The sequence below is a fragment of the Streptomyces sp. NPDC047017 genome, from assembly GCF_040644175.1.
In the GTDB taxonomy this organism is placed as follows: domain Bacteria; phylum Actinomycetota; class Actinomycetes; order Streptomycetales; family Streptomycetaceae; genus Streptomyces.
This window is the reverse complement of record NZ_JBEYVW010000028.1, coordinates 14562-29400: the sequence shown is the minus strand read 5'-3', so window position 1 is coordinate 29400 and position 14839 is coordinate 14562. Positions and strand designations below refer to the sequence as shown.

At 72.8% G+C, this 14839-nt stretch carries 13 protein-coding genes; 6 read left to right on the top strand and 7 right to left on the bottom strand.

Annotation, left to right across the window (positions count from 1 at the left end):
- The first annotated feature begins 5 nt into the window (after positions 1-5).
- Positions 6-1220, top strand: a complete 1215-nt coding sequence (locus ABZ858_RS34075) for an acyl-CoA dehydrogenase family protein (RefSeq protein WP_361387735.1) — start codon at positions 6-8, stop codon at positions 1218-1220.
- 71 nt (positions 1221-1291) lie between these two features.
- On the opposite strand, the gene ABZ858_RS34070 is transcribed toward ABZ858_RS34075, so the two are convergent.
- Genes ABZ858_RS34070 through ABZ858_RS34060 form a run of 3 tightly spaced genes read right to left on the bottom strand, consistent with a single transcriptional unit; the run spans position 1292 to position 4353 of the window.
- Positions 1292-1885 (bottom strand): TetR/AcrR family transcriptional regulator, encoded by a 594-nt coding sequence (locus tag ABZ858_RS34070; protein WP_361387732.1) that lies wholly within the window; start codon positions 1883-1885, stop codon positions 1292-1294.
- A gap of 33 nt (positions 1886-1918) precedes the next feature.
- A complete protein-coding gene (locus ABZ858_RS34065; protein WP_361387729.1) occupies positions 1919-3592 on the bottom strand; it encodes an AMP-binding protein in 1674 nt (557 codons plus the stop codon).
- Positions 3589-4353 (bottom strand): SDR family oxidoreductase, encoded by a 765-nt coding sequence (locus ABZ858_RS34060; RefSeq protein WP_361387726.1) that lies wholly within the window; start codon positions 4351-4353, stop codon positions 3589-3591. Before ABZ858_RS34060 ends, ABZ858_RS34065 begins: the two co-directional genes overlap by 4 nt.
- Before the next feature lie 144 nt (positions 4354-4497).
- Here ABZ858_RS34060 and ABZ858_RS34055 point away from each other — a divergent pair, with 144 nt between their 5' ends.
- Complete coding sequence (locus ABZ858_RS34055; protein ID WP_361387723.1) at positions 4498-5736, top strand: DUF1343 domain-containing protein; 1239 nt, start codon at positions 4498-4500, stop codon at positions 5734-5736.
- A 121-nt stretch (positions 5737-5857) separates the two neighbouring features.
- Positions 5858-7183 carry a serine-threonine protein kinase gene (locus ABZ858_RS34050; RefSeq protein ID WP_361387720.1) on the top strand — a complete coding sequence of 442 codons (1326 nt, stop codon included), beginning with the start codon at positions 5858-5860 and terminating at the stop codon, positions 7181-7183.
- 16 nt (positions 7184-7199) lie between these two features.
- Here the strand turns inward: ABZ858_RS34050 and ABZ858_RS34045 are convergent, their stop codons facing one another.
- Positions 7200-9992: a penicillin acylase family protein gene (locus ABZ858_RS34045; RefSeq protein WP_361387717.1), complete on the bottom strand. Its 2793-nt coding sequence runs from the start codon at positions 9990-9992 to the stop codon at positions 7200-7202.
- Between the two features lie 299 nt (positions 9993-10291).
- On the opposite strand from ABZ858_RS34045, the gene ABZ858_RS34040 reads away from it, so the two are divergent.
- Positions 10292-10897, top strand: a complete 606-nt coding sequence (locus ABZ858_RS34040) for a hypothetical protein (RefSeq protein WP_361387714.1) — start codon at positions 10292-10294, stop codon at positions 10895-10897.
- A 128-nt stretch (positions 10898-11025) separates the two neighbouring features.
- Entirely contained in the window at positions 11026-11766 is a 741-nt protein-coding gene (locus ABZ858_RS34035; RefSeq protein ID WP_361387711.1) for a 3-keto-5-aminohexanoate cleavage protein, read from the top strand.
- A gap of 20 nt (positions 11767-11786) precedes the next feature.
- Here ABZ858_RS34035 and soxR read toward each other — a convergent pair whose 3' ends face one another.
- Entirely contained in the window at positions 11787-12266 is a 480-nt protein-coding gene (gene soxR, locus ABZ858_RS34030) for a redox-sensitive transcriptional activator SoxR (protein WP_361387708.1), read from the bottom strand.
- Between the two features lie 120 nt (positions 12267-12386).
- Here soxR and ABZ858_RS34025 point away from each other — a divergent pair, with 120 nt between their 5' ends.
- Positions 12387-12848, top strand: coding sequence for a MaoC family dehydratase (locus ABZ858_RS34025; RefSeq protein WP_361387705.1), 462 nt, complete (start codon positions 12387-12389; stop codon positions 12846-12848).
- A gap of 18 nt (positions 12849-12866) precedes the next feature.
- Here ABZ858_RS34025 and ABZ858_RS34020 read toward each other — a convergent pair whose 3' ends face one another.
- Entirely contained in the window at positions 12867-13508 is a 642-nt protein-coding gene (locus ABZ858_RS34020) for a TetR/AcrR family transcriptional regulator (RefSeq protein WP_361387702.1), read from the bottom strand.
- 106 nt (positions 13509-13614) lie between these two features.
- Complete coding sequence (locus ABZ858_RS34015) at positions 13615-14766, bottom strand: acyl-CoA dehydrogenase family protein (RefSeq protein WP_361387699.1); 1152 nt, start codon at positions 14764-14766, stop codon at positions 13615-13617.
- Positions 14767-14839: the final 73 nt, after the last annotated feature.

The window sequence follows — 14839 nt, the reverse complement described above, 5'->3', positions numbered from 1 at the left end:
CCAGCATGGACTTCGCGTTCGACGCGCGCACCGAGGAACTGCGCGCCAGGCTCCTCGCCTTCATGGACGAGCACGTGTACCCGGCCGAGCAGGTGGCGCACGAGCAGCGGGCGCGCCTCTCCTCGCCGTGGGAGAACCCGCCGGTGGTGGAGGAGCTGAAGGCCGAGGCGCGCCGGCAGGGCCTGTGGAACCTGTTCCTGCCCGACGCCGAGCACGGCGCGGGACTGACCAACCTCCAGTACGCCCCGCTCGCCGAGATCACCGGCCGCTCCCCGCAGCTGGCGCCCACCGCCACCAACTGCGCGGCCCCGGACACCGGCAACATGGAGGTGCTGGCGCAGTTCGGCGACGAACAGCAGCAGAAGCAGTGGCTGCGGCCGCTGCTCGCCGGTGAGATCCGCTCGGCGTTCGCGATGACCGAGCCGGAGGTGGCCTCCTCGGACGCCACCAACATCACCACGCGCATCGAGCGGGACGGCGACGACTATGTGATCACCGGCCGCAAGTGGTACATCTCCGGGGCCATGCACCCCGACTGCCGGATCTTCATCGTGATGGGCAAGACCGACCCGGACGGGACGGACATCCGCCGCCAGCAGTCCATGGTGCTGGTGCCGCGCGACACGCCGGGCGTCACGGTGCGGCGCGCGATGCGGGTCTTCGGGTACGAGGACCACTACCACGGCGGCCACGCGGAGGTGGAGTTCGACCACGCGCGCGTGCCGGTGTCCCATCTCGTCGGCGAGGAGGGCGGCGGCTTCGCGATCGCCCAGGCCCGGCTGGGTCCGGGCCGCATCCACCACTGCATGCGGCTGATCGGCATGGCGGAGCGGGCGATCGAGCTGATGTGCCGGCGGGCGGTGTCCCGGACCGCGTTCGGCAAGGCGCTGGCCCAGCAGGGCGTGGTGCAGAACTGGATCGCGGACGCCCGGGTCCAGGTCGAGCAGTTGCGGCTGCTGGTGCTCAAGACGGCCTGGCTGATGGACACCGTCGGCAACCGGGGCGCCCACACCGAGATCCAGGCCATCAAGATCGCCACCCCGCGCGCGGTGGTCGGCATCCTGGACCGGGCGATCCAGTTGCACGGCGCGGGCGGGGTCAGCCAGGACTTCCCGCTGGCCGAGCTGTACGCGGGCGCCCGCACCCTGATGCTGGCCGACGGCCCGGACGAGGTGCACCAGCGTTCGCTGGCGCGGCGGGAGTTGAAGAAGTACCTGTAGAACGGCGTACGGGTAAGGGGCCCTCGCCTGGGCGACCGCCCCTTACCGATGCCCTCGCCTGCCCTCGCCGGCTACGGCCGCAGCGCCCGCAGCAGCAGGTCGGCCAGGTGGTCGGCCACCTCCTGCGGGGTGAGCGGGCCGTCGGGGCGGTACCAGGTGGACAGGTGGTGGACGGAACCGAAGTGGTAGTCGACCACCAGATCGGCCGGGGTGGCCGTGGAGAACACGCCCTGCTGCTGGCCCTCCTCGATCAGCGCGCGGAAGCGTTCGTGGTAGCGGCGGCGCTCGGCGCGCACCTGCTTGTTCTTCTCCGGGCTGAGGTGGTGCATGGAGCGGAAGAAGATCGACGCGTCGTCGAGGTTGTCGATCGTGGTGACGACGACGTCGGCGGCGGCGCCCCGCAGCCGCTTCTCGATGGGCTCGTCCGCGTTCGCGAAGGCGTCCAGCCGCTCCTGCTGGACGCGCAGCACCCGGGCGTACACCTCGTGCAGGAGGTCGTCCTTGGAGCCGAAGTAGTGGTACAGCGCGCCCTTGGTGACGCCGGCCGCCTCGACGATCTCCTGCACCGAGGTGCGGTCGTAGCCCTGCTCGGCGAAGAGCCGGGTGGCGGCCGCCAGGAGTCGCTGCGGCACCGGGGTCCCGGCCGGGTCCGTCGTCCTGGGCACTGCCGCCACCTGCCTTTCCTTGGTCCTACGGTCCTACTGGCTTTCCCGTGGGGAACGCAGTTCCCGCCGGAGGATCTTCCCACTCGCCGTCTTCGGCAGCTCCGGCAGGATCTCCACCTGGCGCGGATACTTGTAGGCGGCCAGTCTCTCCTTGCAGTACGCGGCCAGCGCGTCCGGGTCGGCCGCCGCGCCCGGACGCAGGCTGATGTACGCCTTGACCGTCTCGCCCCGGTAGCCGTCGGGCACCCCGACGACGGCCGCCTCGCGTACCGCCGGATGGGTGTAGAGCACGTCCTCGACCTCGCGCGGCCACACCTTGAAGCCGGACGCGTTGATCATGTCCTTCTTGCGGTCGACGACGTACAGCCAGCCCCGCTCGTCCATGAACCCGATGTCGCCGGTGCGCAGCTCGCCGCCGGGGAAGGTCTCGGCGGTGGCGTCGGGCCGCCGCCAGTAGCCGGGCACGACCTGCGGCCCGCTGACGACGATCTCGCCCTGCTCCCCGAAGGGCACCTCGCTCCCCTCGTCGTCGAGGACCCGCACCACCGTGTCGGGCCCGGGCACGCCCACCGCGAGCGTCCCGGAGACCGGGTCGACGGGCGCCTCGCGGCCGGGCGGCACGGAGGCACAGGGGGCGGTGCACTCGGTGAGCCCGTACCCGTTGCGCAGGTACGGTCCGAAGCCGGCCCGGAACTTCTCCACCAGCGCGGGCGGCAGCGGCGCGCCGCCGGAGGAGATCACCCGGAAGGACGCGAAGTGGTCCCGGGTGACGCCGGGGTGGGCGGCCAGCGCCATGAAGGCGGTGGACGGGCCGACGGTGTAGTGCGGCCGGTGCTCGGCGAACGCCTCCAGCACGACACCGGGCTCGAAGCGGTACGCCAGCGCCAGCGTGCCCGCGCTGTTCAGGCAGGCGCCGAACTGGCAGACCATGCCGGTGATGTGGAACAGCGGTGCCAGCGCGAAGTAGGCGGGCGCCTCGGGCAGGCCCAGGCCGGTGCGCTGCCGTTCGGCGTTGTACATGATGTTGCCGTGGGTGTTGGTGGCGCCCTTGGGGGTGCCGCTGGTGCCCGAGGTGTAGCTGATCAGGGCGGTGTCGGCGGCGGCCGGGGCGCGGTCCTCGGGCGCCGGGTGACCGGCGCGGGCGACGGTGACCAGGTCGTCGGCGTCGGCGGCCGGCCCCAGCCGCTCGAAGGCGAGCACCCGCCGGTCGTCGCGGGTCTGGAAGTCCAGCTCGCAGGCGGTGAGCACGGTCCGCACCGGGGAAGCGGCGGCCGTGGCGCGCAGATACGCCTCCCAGGCCCGGTCCGAGCAGACCAGCGCGGCCACCTCGGCGTCGGCCAGGACGTGGGCGACCTCCGCCGACTTGTACATGGGGTTGACCGGGACGACGGTCGCGCCCGCCTTCCAGGCGCCGAGCACGGCCAGCACGAAGTGCGGGGAGTTCTGCAGCACGACGGCCACCCGGTCGCCGCGCTCCAGGCCGCGCGCGGCGAGGTGGCCGGCGACGGAGTCGCTCAGCTCGTCCACCTCGCGGTAGGTCAGGCGGGCGTCGAAGTAGGCGAGGAAGGTGCGCTCCGGCGCTTCGGCGACCGCCGCGCGCAGGGCGTGCACGAGCGAGGTGACCGGGTCCACCGGGGTGCGCTGGGCCTCGTCCAGCAGGGCCAGCCAGGGTTTCGCCGCGTAGCGGGAGGCGTCGGCGGCGCTCACCGGACCTCCTCCCACTTGCGCTGGAGGTGGTTCATGCCGGCCAGCCAGCGGTCGGGGTCGGCGGCGCGCGCCTGGTAGAACTCGGCGACCTCCGGGTGCGGCAGGATCAGGAAGCGGTCCTCTTCCATGCCCTTGAACAGGGCGTCGGCCACGTCCTCGGGGTCGATAGCGGTCGGCCGCAGCACCAGGTCGCCCGCGCTGCCGGTGGCGGCGAGCATGTCGGTGCGCACGCCCTGCGGGCAGATCGCGTGCACCTGGACGCCGCGGTGACGGTAGGTCAGCGACAGCCACTCGGCGAAGGCGTACGCCCCGTGCTTGGTGACGCTGTAGGGGGCGGCGCCGATCATGGTGAGCAGTCCGGCGGCGGAGACGGTGGAGACGAACCGGCCCCGGCCGCGCTCCAGCCAGCCGGGGAGCAGCGCCTCGGCGGCGCGCACGTGCGCCATGACGTTGACGTCCCAGGCCCGTGCCCACACCGGTTCGCCGGCCGCCTCCGTGCCCTCGCAGCCGACGCCCGCGTTGGCGCAGTACACGTCCACCGTGCCGCCCAGCGCGTCCCGGGCGCCGGCGACGACCGCGGCGGCGTCGCCGGGCAGCGCGATGCCGCCGATCTCCGCGGCGACGGCCCCGGCCCGCTGCGCGTCCAGGTCGTTGACGACGACCCGGGCGCCCTCGGCGGCGAACCGGCGGGCCAGCGCCGCGCCGATGCCTCCCCCGGCCCCGGTGACCACCACTGCGGCACCCTGAACGGCTTCCACCATCGGTCTCCTTCGACACGACTGCGACGCGACACGCATCGGCTCCGCACGCCACACTAACCGGTCGGTATGTGCGAATGAAAGGGTGCTTGCCGCAACCTTGGGGAGCACCTTCCCCGGCACCCTCCCCCCTCACGGAGGTCACCCATGCGCATGTCCAGAAGAGGTCTGCTCGCGGCGGCCGCGGCGGCGGCGACCGTGTCGTCCGCGCCCCCGGCGGCGGCCGCCGGGCACGGCGGACCGCTGCGGACCGGTTTCGAACGCCTGGCCGCGTCCGGGTACGCCCGGCTCGCCGGGCAGCGCGTCGGCGTCGTCACCAACCCGACCGGCGTCACCCGCGACGTACGGCACATCGTGGACGTCATGCACGCCGACCGGCGGGTGGACCTGACCGCCGTCTTCGGCCCCGAGCACGGCTTCCGCGGCACCGCGCAGGCGGGCGGCTCCGAGGGCCGCTCCACCGACCCGGCCACCGGGCTGCCGGTGTACGACACGTACCTCAAGAGCGGGCAGCCGCTCGCGGACGTGTTCACCGCCTCCGGCGTGGACACCGTCGTCTTCGACATCCAGGACGTGGGCGCCCGCTTCTACACGTACATCTGGACCCTGTACGACTGCATGGAGGCGGCCGCGCTGGCCGGGAAGCGGTTCGTGGTGCTGGACCGGCCGAACCCGGTGACCGGCCGGGCGGCCCTGGGCCCGGTGCTGCACAAGGAGTTCGCGAGCTTCGTGGGGCGGCAGCCGGTCTCCCAGGCGCACGGCATGACGGTCGCGGAGCTGGCGCGGCTGTTCAACGGGGAGTTCCTGGCCAAGCCGGTGCCGCTGGAGACCGTGCTGATGACCGGCTGGCGGCGGTCCTCGTTCTACGACGCCTGGGGGCTGCCCTGGGTGCCGCCGAGCCCCAACATGCCGACCCCGGACACCGCCCTGGCGTACTCCGGCACCTGCCTGTTCGAGGGCACCAACCTCTCGGAGGGCCGCGGCACCACCCGCCCCTTCGAACTGCTCGGCGCGGAGGGCGTCGACGGGCGCTGGGCCCAGGCCGCGAACGCGCTCGGACTGCCGGGGGTGCGGCTGCGAGAGGCGTACTTCGCGCCCGCCTTCTCCAAGTTCCAGGGCACCACGGTCGGCGGGGTGCAGCTGCACGTCCACGACCGGGCCGCCTTCGACCCGGTGCGCACCGGCGTCGGGCTGCTGGTGACCGCCCGCCGCGTGTGGAGCGGCTTCGCCTGGCGCCCGGACGACTGGATCGACAAGCTCACCGGCTCCGCCCGGGTCCGCACGATGATCGACGCCGGGGCGGGCACCGACGACGTGGTGGCCGCCTGGCACGCGGAACTGGCCGCGTTCCGTGAGGTACGGCAGGAGTACCTGCTCTACCGGTGAGACAGGCACCCCAGGGGGTGAACTCCCGCTTCCCCGGGGGCCGTGACGTATGGCCAATCCGCCCCGTTGGCAGGACGATGCTCCACACATCGCGCCGCTTGCGGGGACGAGGAGGCCGGTCATGGCTGATCCGGGGATGAGCGTGGCTCCGTACTGGGAGCTGACCTTCGACGCGGACGGGGACGTGGCCGGCCCCGAACGGGACCGGCTGCTCGCGGGCGTCGCGGCCGGCGGGGTGCGCGACCTGCTGGTGTTCGCGCACGGCTGGAACGACGACCGGTCCATGGCGACCCGGCTCTACAGCGCGTTCTACGCGCCCGTCCCGCGCCTGGCACCGGCCGCGCGGATCGGGTACGTGGGCGTGGTGTGGCCGTCGATGCGGTTCTGCGACGAGCCGATCCCCGACTTCCCGCGCTCCACCACCGCCGCCGCCCCGGCGCCGGGGCCCGGGCCGGCACTCGACAAGGACACCCGGCACGCGCTCCTGGAGACCTTCCCGGGCCGGGCCACGGTGGTGGACCGGCTCGCCCGGATGCTGGACGAGCGGCCGGGCGACGGGGCCGCGCTGGAGGAGTTCAGGCGGCTGGCGCGGCTGCTGGCCGAGGTGGTGCCGCCGGGACCGCAGGGCCCGTTCGCCGCGGACACGGTGGCCGAGGGGGTGCCGCAGAGCGAGCCCGGCATGTTCACGCGGCCCGCGGCGGACGTCTGCGCCGAGTTCGCCGACGCCGCCGCGCGGCTGGACACGCCGGCCGGGCGGGAGGCGTTCGCGCTGCCGAACCCGTGGGAGGGCGCCAAGGAGTTGCTGCGGCAGGCGGCGTACTGGGCGATGAAGCGGCGCGCGGGCACGGTCGGCGAGCGGGGCCTGGGACCGGCACTGGGCCGGATCGCGCAGGCGGCCCCGGAGCTGCGGGTGCATCTGGTGGGGCACAGCTTCGGCGCGCGGCTGGTGTCGTTCGCGCTGCGCGGGCTGCCCGCGGGGGTGCGGTCGGTGAAGTCCGTGACGCTGCTGGAAGGGGCCTTCTCGCACTACGCGTTCGCCGCCCGGCTGCCCGACGACCCGCGCGCGGGAGGGGTGTTGCAGGGCCAGGAGCGCCGGATCGACGGCCCGCTGGTGTGCTGCCACTCCTCCTTCGACTCGGCCCTGGGCACCTTCTATCCGCTGGCCTCGCGGATGGCGGACGACGACCGCTCGGTGCTGGGCGTGGACGTCGGCGCGCTGCTCGGCGCCCGGTGGGGTGCGCTGGGGCACGACGGGACCCAGGCGGTGCCCGGCACGCGCGCGTGCGCCCTCGCCGACGCGCTGGGCGCGCCGCTGCCGGTGTCCGGGTGCGTGAACGTCGACGTGGCGGCGGTCGTCCGGCGCGGTGGCCCGCCGGCCGGCGCGCACAGCGACATCCTGCACCCGGAGCTGGCCCGGCTGGTGCTGGCGGCGGGCCGCGTGCGCTGACCCGCCGCCAGGTGCGTCACCGGTGGGAGGTGTACTCCACCACCTGCTGGAAGGTGGGCCGGTTCTGCCAGCTGATCTTGCCGTGCTTGATGCCGCCCAGGGTGCGCTGGACGATCGAGTCGGCGCACCACTGGTCGCCCGCCGAGCACTGGTCGTCACCCGGGTAGACCTGGGCCGCGGTCAGGGCCGCCGCCTGCTTGAGGGTGGCGGTCAGGGTGTCGCGGCAGGCGCCGAGGTCGCCGCCGCCGCAGTACTTCCGCGCCAGCGGGCCCTTGACCTGCTCACCGAGGACCGAGCGGATGTCCTTGTCGACATAGCTCCACCAGCCGTACTGGAAGGCGCTGCCGGCGTGCGAGCCGGTCGGGCCGTGTCCGGCCGACGGGGACTCGTCGATCGGCAGGTTCGCGCCGAGCGCGTTGTACAGGTCGCTGCCCAGGCCCGGCTGGAACTCGGCCTTCACCAGCAGCGGCCACCAGGCGTCCAGGACGCGGATCGCGTCGGCGTCGGCGTACGTGTGGGAGCCGGCCGAGGTCTCGGTGCGCTTGGCGCCGTGTGCCAGCCAGGTCTGCAACTCGGCCACCGCCGCGGTGACCGCCGGGTCGGTGCTCTGCGCGCTGTTCACCACCTTCAGCAGCTTGGGCAGCACGTCCTCGGCGCGCAGGTCGGTCACGGACGCGTCCGCCATGGCCTGGGTGAGCGAGGCCCTGGTGACGCCGCCGGCCGCGACCAGTTTCCTCACCCGGTCCTCCAGCAGGTTCCCCCGGTGCACGGACCCCTCGCCCCAGGGCGCGGCCGTGTAGTCCTGGGCCTGCTTGTTGTTCCAGGAGATGTAGTAGTCCTGGTCGGCCGAGTTGGGGTGGGCGGAGGGCGGGGTGTAGTCGGCGGTGTTGGTGGCCGGGTCCCAGTTCCGCCACTCGTACGCCGGCTGCGCCCACACCGGGAACTCGGCGTCCACGCCTGCCGCGCGCACCGGGTTGTCACCGCTGTTGTAGTACGCGGTGTGCTGGGAGTCGGCGTAGAACCAGTTGAAGGTGAAGTTGATGTGCTGCGCGGCCTGCTGGAAGCCGTCCGGGCCCTTGACGAGGTCCGGGTCGTTCAGCATCTGGAAGCCGATGATCGAGTCGGCCTCGTGCAGGTAGGACGAGCGCAGGGTGGCGTAGGCGACCTTCTTGCCGCCGACGGTGGCGCGGTACTGCACCGGGCCGTACTTGGTGCGCCACACCCGCATGGTGTACGAGCCGGCCGCGGTCCCGTCGGCCAGGGTCGGCTTCCAGGAGTCGGTCTGCTCGACCTTGTCCATGGCGGTGCAGGTGCCGTGGTACAGGTAGTGGTAGTCGTCCTGGCACAGTTCGACGGCGTAGGTGTCGATGATGTCCTGGCCGGAGGTCGTGGCGCTCCACGAGTAGTCCTGGCCGCGGCCGAGTTCGACGTACATGCTCAGTCCCGCGAAGGAGGCGCCGCGGGCGCTGATGCCCGGGCCCTGGATCTCCTGGAGCAGCAGGAGCTGCGGCGCGAAGTAGCCGGTCTGCGGGCCGAAGACGGCGACCGGGTGGCCGCTCGCGGTGTGCTTGCCGCTGACCACGAGGGCGTTGGACATGCCGCGCCGGGCCGAGGACAGGGTGCTCTGCCCGGCCGCGGTGGTGGCGCTCCTGGCGGCGGAGCCGTTCGCGCTGCCGGTGCGGTCGTAGACGAGGGGTTCCTGGGTCACCGAGCCGGCGTCGGGCAGGGCCTCGCCCTGCGGGCTGTCCGGTCTGGTGGCGTACGGGAAGCTCTGGCCGTCGTGCAGGGTGAGCACGGCCTCGGGGTCGTTGCGTTCACGGAAGGACTCCCAGACCTTGGTGCCCTCGGTGACGCCGTACTTGGCCTGGGCGGCCATCAGGGAGACGGCGTTGTTCACTTCGCCGCCGCCGCCCGAGCCGAACAGCGAGCCGATCACGGAGGCCAGCGCGACCAGATCGGTGACCTTGAAGTGGTCGATGGTGCCGGCGTTGGTGATGGCGTCCTTGTGGCCGGTCAGGTCGTACTCGCCGGGGAAGTAGCGGCCGGAGTCGGAGGCGTCGATGTAGGCGTTGATGCCGGCGAGATAGGCGTTGACGTCGGCGAGGGCCTGCTGGCCGCGGGCCCCGCTCTTGGCGATCGCGCTGTCGATCTGCGCCTGGAGGTCGGCCTCCGTGTAGGGGGCGTTGCGGTAGAACTGCTGTTCCAGGCCCTGGTTGGCGGGGGCGCCGCCGGCGAAGGAGGTCAGCTGTCCGCGGCCCACGTGCCGGAAGACGTCCATGAGCCACAGCCGGTCCTCGGCGGCGGCGTACCCGGCGCCGAACTCGGTGCCGTAGCGGGTGGTGCCGGTGATGTGCGGCACACCGGTCTTCTTGTCGCGGACGATGGTGACGTCACCGCGCCCGGCGGGCTTCTCGCTGGAGGCGACCTGGCCCGCGGGGACGCCGAAGGAGGCGTCGTTGAAGAAGTCGTCGATCTTGTCGTTGGTCAGCGCCGGGTAGCCCTTGGCGAGGTTCGCGTACGGGCCGAGCTGGTCCTCGGCATGGCCGGGCTGGGTGCCGAAGCCCTGGTTGAGCAGGATCTGGGCGAGGGTGGCGTTGCCGTTCTCGCCGGGCGGCAGGATGTCCGAGCACTGCCCGCCGCAGTAGTCGTTCGCGGCGGCCCGGGGTGCGGTGCCGGCTGCCACCGCTTGGGAAAAGGGTGACAAAAGACCGGCAATGAGGACGCATACGGATGCGGTCTTCAGGAACCCGGTGAATCTGCGGGGAGTTCTCACTTCGTCGAGCGCGTGGGGTGGGGTGCGCCGTGGCATGGGTGCTCCTCCCGACTGGGGGTGGGGCGGCACGTTACCGCCGGTATCCCCGACTTGGAAGATGAGCAGGCGTCACTTTTTTTGGAGGTCGTCACGTGACGGACATGACGGTCAACCAGGGCGAAGCCGTGGCGGTCGGCAAAAATCGGATGGAGCCGATTCGGCGGCCGGCACGTCCGACGGGTGACGTCCGTACGACGACAGCACACGAGGACAACGCGCGACGGAGGGTACGAGGACCGTACGACGACGCCGAAGTGACCGAAGTACAGGTACAGGTGTGACGGAGGTGCAGGGCGATGGCCGGTTTCCGGAGTCTGGCGAGACAGGTGAGGGACCCGCGGTGCGATCTGGCACTGCGGCGTTACTCACTGCGCAAGTGCCTTGAGCGGTTCGCTCCTTACGGGCACCGGGCGACCTGGGACCATCTGTGCTCCCGGGCCGGGTTCGGTCCCGAGGACAGGTCTCCCGACCCGGTGCGGCTCGTGGCCGCGCTGGAGGAGCTGGAGGAGGCGCGCTCGGTGTGGCTCGACTACGAGGTCGAGTTCGCCCGGCGGCGCAGGAAGGAGAAGCACGACGGGCTGCGGCGGCCGGGCAGTGTGGACGACTGGCACCGGATGACCTGGGGCGGGTTCGGGGTCGCCTGGTGCGACGACCCGCGGGTGCATCCGTCCGGGCCGCTGGCCGAGGTGCTGCGCCGGCTGATCGCCGCGCTGGAGCGCGCGCCCGGCTCGGTGTGCCCGGTGTGCGGCGGCGAGCGGCTGGTGTGGCGGTACGGCCTGGACCACGAGCCGTCCGCGGGACCGGTCTGCGCGGAGTGCGGCATCCTGGTGCCGCGGCCCGTCCTCACCCCGGAGGCGCTGGCGTACGCCCGGCGCGGACGGCGGCTGCTGATGTCGGCCTGAGCGCCCCTCTCCCCCGGCCCCTTCCGGGCTCTTCCGGATTCAGCCGGATCCACCTGATTCCCACTGGAATCAGGTGGATTCTCCCGGTGAGGGGACTGACCCCGGGGGAACGGGGCACTGTCCCGGACATGCAGGTATGCCTCAATGGATCACGGACCGCCTCGGACGGCACGGCGGTACCGCTCACCCCGCAGGAAGTGGCCGAGGCCGCGGCGGCGGCCGTCGCGGCCGGGGCCACGGAGGTGCACGTCCACCCGCGTACGCCGTGCGGGCAGGAGAGTCTGTCGCCGCAGGTGGTGGCCGCCACGGTCGAGGCGGTCCGGGCGCGGGTGAAGGTGCCGGTCGGGGTGACCACGGCGGAGTGGGCCGAGCCCGATCCGGCGCTCCGCACGGCGCGCGTACGCGAGTGGACGGCGCTGCCGGACTTCGCCTCCGTCAACTGGCACGAGCCGGGCGCGGAGGACCTGGCCGCCGCCCTGCTCGACCTGGGCGTCGGTGTGGAGGCGGGCCTGTGGTCGGGCACGGACGGCCCGGCCCGGTTCGCCGCCTCGCCGCTGGGCCCGCGGGTGCTGCGGGTCCTGGCGGAGGTGACGGACCCGGACGCGGACACGGCCGAGGCGTCCGCCCACGCCCTGCTGACCGCTCTCGGTGGCGCGCACGGCCGCCCGGTGCTGCTGCACGGCACCGACGGCAGCACCTGGCCGGTCCTGCGCCTGGCGGGCCGCCTGGGCCTGGCCACGCGGGTCGGCCTGGAGGACACCCTGACCCTGCCGAACGGCGAACGGGCCGCGTCCAACGCCCAGTTGATCGGCGAGGGGCTGCGGGGGCATGGGCACGGTCAGGGGCAGGAACGGGGGCCGGCGGAGTGACGCCGGGGCGGTAGCCACGCTCAGTCGGAGGTGCGGGCGCCGGCCCCGCGTTCCACCATCAGGCGGGAGCCGGTGAGGCGGTCGCCGAAGACGTCGTCCGGGTTGGACAGGACGCAGTTGTCCAGCGACAGGCAGCCGCAGCCGATGCAGTCGGTGAGGTGGTCGCGCAGGCGGTTGAGCTGCTTGATGCGCTCGTCGAGTTCGGAGCGCCACGCCTCGGACAGGCGCGCCCAGTCCTCGCGGGTCGGGGTGCGCTCCTCGGGGAGTTCGGCGAGCGCCGCGCGGATCGTGGCCAGCGGGATGCCGACCCGCTGCGCGGCCCGGACGAAGGCGACCCGGCGCAGCGTGTCACGGCTGTAGCGGCGCTGGTTGCCGCTGGTGCGGCGGCTGCTGATCAGGCCCTTGGCCTCGTAGAAGTGCAGCGCGGAGACGGCGGCGCCGCTGCGCGCGGAGACCTGGCCGACAGTCAGCTCGTGGATCTTCTCGGGAATCTGGGGCACTCCGCCAAGCCTACCCACCGGGTGCCGTGCGCGGTCCGTTGACAGGGACCCCCGCCCCGACCATCCTAAGCAGTTGCTTAGACTGCATTCCGGGTACGTACGATGCGAGAGGCCACGCACATGGCAGAGCCGAGGATCTTCACCTGCGTCGACGAGCTGAGGGCGGCGGTGGGCGAGCAACTGGGGCACACCGACTGGCTGGAGGTCGACCAGAAGCGGATCGACCTGTTCGCCGAGGCGACCGGCGACCACCAGTGGATCCACGTGGACCCGGAGAAGGCCGCCGCCGGCCCCTTCGGCACCACCATCGCCCACGGCTATCTGACCCTGTCGCTGCTCCCGCTGTTCGGGCCGCAGCTGATCGCGGTCGAGGGCGTGAGGATGGGCGTCAACTACGGCACCAACAAGGTCCGTTTCCCCTCCCCCGTCCCGGTCGGCTCACGGCTGCGCGCCACCGCCGCGATCACCGGCGTGGACGACGTGCCCGGCGGGGTGCAGGTGACCGTCGCCTTCACCGTGGAGCGCGAGGGCGGCGACAAGCCGGTGTGCGTGGCGGAGTCGGTGTCGCGGTACTACCTCTGACCTCCCGGCGGCACCCCGCTACCGGGCGGCGCCGGTGCGGCCGGCTCCCACCATGCGCAGGACGAGGTCGGCGTAGAGCGCGCCGACCTCCTCGGGGGTGCGCGGACCGTCGACGTTGAACCAGCGGGCGACGTCGATGCACAGCGAGAGCACGGCCAGCGTGGTGCCCTGCACGTCCGGTACGTCGAACTCGCCCGAGGCCACGCCCTCCTCGATGACCGCGCGCACCTCCGCGTCGACCCGGCGGCGCAGTCCGAGGATCTCCGCGCGGGCGTCCGGGCCGAGCGAGTCCAGCTCGTACTGCACCACGCGCGCGGTGGTGCGCCCCCCGGCGTGCCAGCGGACGAAGGAGCTGACGGCGTCGGCGAGCCGGTCGGTCGCGCTGCCCTCGCGCCGGGCGGCCGTGCGCAGGATCTCCAGCGCCTTCTCGTGGCCGATCCGGCTGATGCGGTGGAGCAGCTCTTCCTTGGTCTTGTAGTGGATGTAGAGCGCGGCCGGGCTCATGCCGGCGCGGCCCGCGATGTCGCGGGTCGTGGTCGCGTGATAGCCCCGCTCGGCGAAGGCGTCCACGGCGGCCACCAGCAGCCGCCGGGCCGCGTCAGGGGTCACCTCGGCCCACGGCTGCGCCTCGCCGCCGGCCGTCTCCTCCGCCGTACTCATCGCTCACAAGCCCCTCTCGCTGTCAGGGGCTCCACCATACCGCCGAAGCTGAGCGAGCGCTTAGCATCCCCGGTCGGCGGCGTGCTGCCGGGGGCAGGGGGCGTACTCAGAAGGCCGAGACCCCCGTCAGCGCGCGGCCTATGACCAGCTTCTGGATCTGGCTGGTGCCCTCGTAGAGGGTCATCACCCGGGCGTCGCGCAGCAGCTTGCCCGCCGGGTACTCGTCGATGTAGCCGTAGCCGCCGAAGACCTGGAGCGCGTTGTTGGCGGCGCGCACGGCGGCCTCCGAGGCGAACAGCTTGGCCTTGGAGGACTCCACCGCGAAGGGCTGCCCGCGGTCGATCAGGTCGGCGACCCGCCAGGTCAGCAGGCGGGCGGCGTCCACGTCGACGGCGATGTCGCTGAGCAGCTCCTGGACGAGCTGGTGGTGGGCGATGGTCCTGCCGAACTGCTCGCGCTCGCCGGCGTACCGGACCGCCGCGTCCAGCGCGGCCTGGGCGATGCCCACGCAGCCGGCCGCGACCGACATGCGGCCCTTGGCCAGCGCGGACATGGCCACGGAGAAGCCCTTGCCCTCCGGGGCCAGCAGCGCGGAGGCGGGCACGCGCACGTCCTCCAGGACCAGTTCGGCGGTGGCCTGACCGCGCAGGCCCAGCTTGCCGTGGAGGGTGCGGCGGGTCAGGCCGGGGGTGTCGGCGGGCACCAGGAAGGCGGAGACGCCCTGGTGGCCGGGGGCGTCGGTGGAGCGGGCGAAGAGCAGGACGACGTCGGCCCAGGTGCCGTTGGTGATGAACATCTTGGTGCCGTTGATGACGAAGTCGTCGCCGTCGCGCACCGCCCGGGTGGTGAGGCTGCCCGCGTCGGAGCCGGTGCCGGGCTCGGTGAGGCCGAAGCAGCCGACGTACTCGCCCGAGGTCAGGCCCGGCAGCCAGCGCCGCTTCTGCTCCTCGTCGCCCCAGGCGGCGACGGTCTTGGCGACCAGGCCGAGCGAGACGGAGACGATGCCGCGCACGGAGGAGTCGCCGCGGCCCAGTTCCTCGGTGACCAGGCAGTAGGCGAGGTGGTCGCCGCCCGAGCCGCCGTACTCCTCGTCGACGGTGAGCCCGAGGAAGCCGATCTCGCCGAGCTTCTTGACGATCGCCCGGTCCACCTCCTCGGCGCGGTCCCAGGCGACCACGTGCGGGGCGATCTCGCGCTCCACGAACTCCCGTGCGAGCCGCCGCACCGCGCTCTGCTCCTGACTCAGCTCCAGGTTCACCACGAGATCACCCCACGGACGACGACACACACGATCGGATCTTGAAAGCCGTACATTTAAATTAGCACTGCTA

Excerpts from the sequence above, each read along its gene's own strand:
- ABZ858_RS34035 (WP_361387711.1), top strand. The coding sequence starts at position 11,026 with ATGCAGGTATGCCTCAATGGATCACGGACCGCCTCGGACGGCACGGCG.
- ABZ858_RS34045 (WP_361387717.1), bottom strand. The coding sequence starts at position 9,992 with ATGCCACGGCGCACCCCACCCCACGCGCTCGACGAAGTGAGAACTCCC.
- ABZ858_RS34050 (WP_361387720.1), top strand. The coding sequence starts at position 5,858 with ATGGCTGATCCGGGGATGAGCGTGGCTCCGTACTGGGAGCTGACCTTC.
- ABZ858_RS34075 (WP_361387735.1), top strand. The coding sequence starts at position 6 with ATGGACTTCGCGTTCGACGCGCGCACCGAGGAACTGCGCGCCAGGCTC.
- ABZ858_RS34020 (WP_361387702.1), bottom strand. The coding sequence starts at position 13,508 with ATGAGTACGGCGGAGGAGACGGCCGGCGGCGAGGCGCAGCCGTGGGCC.
- ABZ858_RS34040 (WP_361387714.1), top strand. The coding sequence starts at position 10,292 with ATGGCCGGTTTCCGGAGTCTGGCGAGACAGGTGAGGGACCCGCGGTGC.
- ABZ858_RS34025 (WP_361387705.1), top strand. The coding sequence starts at position 12,387 with ATGGCAGAGCCGAGGATCTTCACCTGCGTCGACGAGCTGAGGGCGGCG.
- ABZ858_RS34055 (WP_361387723.1), top strand. The coding sequence starts at position 4,498 with ATGCGCATGTCCAGAAGAGGTCTGCTCGCGGCGGCCGCGGCGGCGGCG.
- ABZ858_RS34060 (WP_361387726.1), bottom strand. The coding sequence starts at position 4,353 with ATGGTGGAAGCCGTTCAGGGTGCCGCAGTGGTGGTCACCGGGGCCGGG.